At 32.0% G+C, this 1,864-nt stretch carries 2 protein-coding genes; one reads left to right on the top strand and one right to left on the bottom strand.

Annotation, left to right across the window (positions count from 1 at the left end; all coding sequences use genetic code 11):
* Nucleotides 1-236: 236 nt before the first annotated feature.
* Nucleotides 237-971, top strand: coding sequence for an RraA family protein (locus tag ACKI67_RS05730; protein ID WP_407462476.1), 735 nt, complete (start codon nt 237-239; stop codon nt 969-971).
* 115 nt (nt 972-1,086) lie between these two features.
* On the opposite strand, the gene ACKI67_RS05725 is transcribed toward ACKI67_RS05730, so the two are convergent.
* Nucleotides 1,087-1,818, bottom strand: coding sequence for an NAD-dependent protein deacylase (locus tag ACKI67_RS05725; protein WP_407462475.1), 732 nt, complete (start codon nt 1,816-1,818; stop codon nt 1,087-1,089).
* Nucleotides 1,819-1,864 lie beyond the last annotated feature (46 nt).

Below are 1,864 nucleotides of genomic sequence, written 5' to 3'. Positions count from 1 at the left end.
TAATATCATTTTTATATGATTTTAGTATCCACATTATAATATCTTTATCATAATATATAAATTATTTTATTTTTTATAAAATAGATTTAATTTTTAGAATTTTTGGAATATTTCATTAGCTTTGCAGTATTGATTTTTTTGCTTAATTAGAAAATTTTATTAGATATCTTTTAGATAACTTAACCTATACATTAAAAAAATCATTAGATAATTTCATATTAAAAAGAGGTGTTAAATTGGCTAAAGTCACTCCTAAAACTTTATTAAAAAAATCATCTAAAGTGATTGACTTGGATGATGTTGATATTTCAAAATATATTTTTTCCATAGAAGATTTGGACAATGAAAAAAGCAAAAGTCATGATTTATTGAAAAAGATCTTGGATTCAAGTTCAGCATGTCAAGTGTCAGATGCCTATGCATCAGTATCTGGAAGGTCTGGTGTAATTGCAGGATTAAAACCTATGAATGACAATAAGGTTTATGGTAAGATATTCACTGCAAAAACCAATACTGATGATTGGGGAACTTCATTGATGGCTATGGATAATGCAGAGGAAGGCGAAGTCTTATTCATTTACACTTATGGAAAGCCAGCTTCAGTTTGGGGGGAATTGGCTTCAACTTGCGCAGGTGAGAAAGGAATCGCTGGAACCGTCTTATACGGTTGGGCAAGAGATATGGATGCACTTGTAGATTTGGATTATCCAGTATTTGCTCTTGATTATCTTCCAAATGCAGGAAAAGCATTAGGTCTCGGTGAAATCAATGTTGAATTGGAAATCGATGATGATATAATAAAGCCAGGAGACTTTGTATTTGGAGATCAAAATGGTGTAGTGGTGATTCCTAAGGAACTGTTCCATGAAACCATGGTGGCAACCTTTAATGTAAAGGTAAAGGAAAGCCATATCATAAAAGAATTGAAGAAAGGCAGATTATTGTCTGAAATAATTGGTTTGAATAGGTAATTCGTTTTTACCTATTTTCTTTATTCTATTTTTATCTTATTTCCTATAATTTTTTCTTATTTTTATCCAAATCTATCTATTTTTATCAAATTTCTAATTTTTATCTAAATTTATCTTATTTTTCTACTTTTATCTGGTCTAAAGTTTCTCCAATAGCTTCATTTATGACTAAACTGGCTAAACTATCGTAAGGTGTTTCGCTTTTGTTTATCAAGACCAGTTTTGAGCCATTGAAGTAATTTATCAATCCTGCAGCAGGATAAACTACAAGTGATGTTCCTCCAATTATTAAAGTGTCTGCATTTGCTATGTAGTTGACTGATGAGTTCAATACATCATTGTTTAAAGGCTCTTCGTAAAGAACGACATCTGGCTTGATGATTCCTCCACATTCACATCTTGGGATTCCTTCACTGTTTAGGATATAATCCAAATCATACTCTTCATGACAGAATTCGCAGTAGTTTCTATGAATGCTTCCATGAAGCTCTAAAACATTCCTGCTTCCTGCCTTTTGATGCAATCCATCAATATTTTGAGTAATCACTGCCTTCAGCTTTCCTGCCTTTTCAAGTTCGGCCAACTTCAAATGGGCTGGATTTGGCTCAGCATCCTTAAAGACAAGGTTTTCCTTATAATAATTAAAGAATTCTTCTGTATTGCTTAGGTAATAGCTATGGGAAACCAATTGTTCAGGGCTTGCACCATACTTTTCAAGGCTTTTGAAAATTCCACTTTCAGATCTGAAATCCGGTATTCCACTTTCTGTAGAAACTCCTGCCCCTCCGAAGAAGACTATGTTGTCTGAGGAGTCTATAATATCTTGCAATTCTTTTATCTTAGACATATGATTATTTATTTAATAAGTTCAATAAATGATTTTCTTTTAGGAA

The organism is Methanobrevibacter sp. (assembly GCF_045577275.1).
In the GTDB taxonomy this organism is placed as follows: Archaea; Methanobacteriota; Methanobacteria; order Methanobacteriales; family Methanobacteriaceae; genus Methanobrevibacter.
Note: the sequence above shows the minus strand (reverse complement) of the source record. Positions and strands in the feature narration are given on the sequence as shown.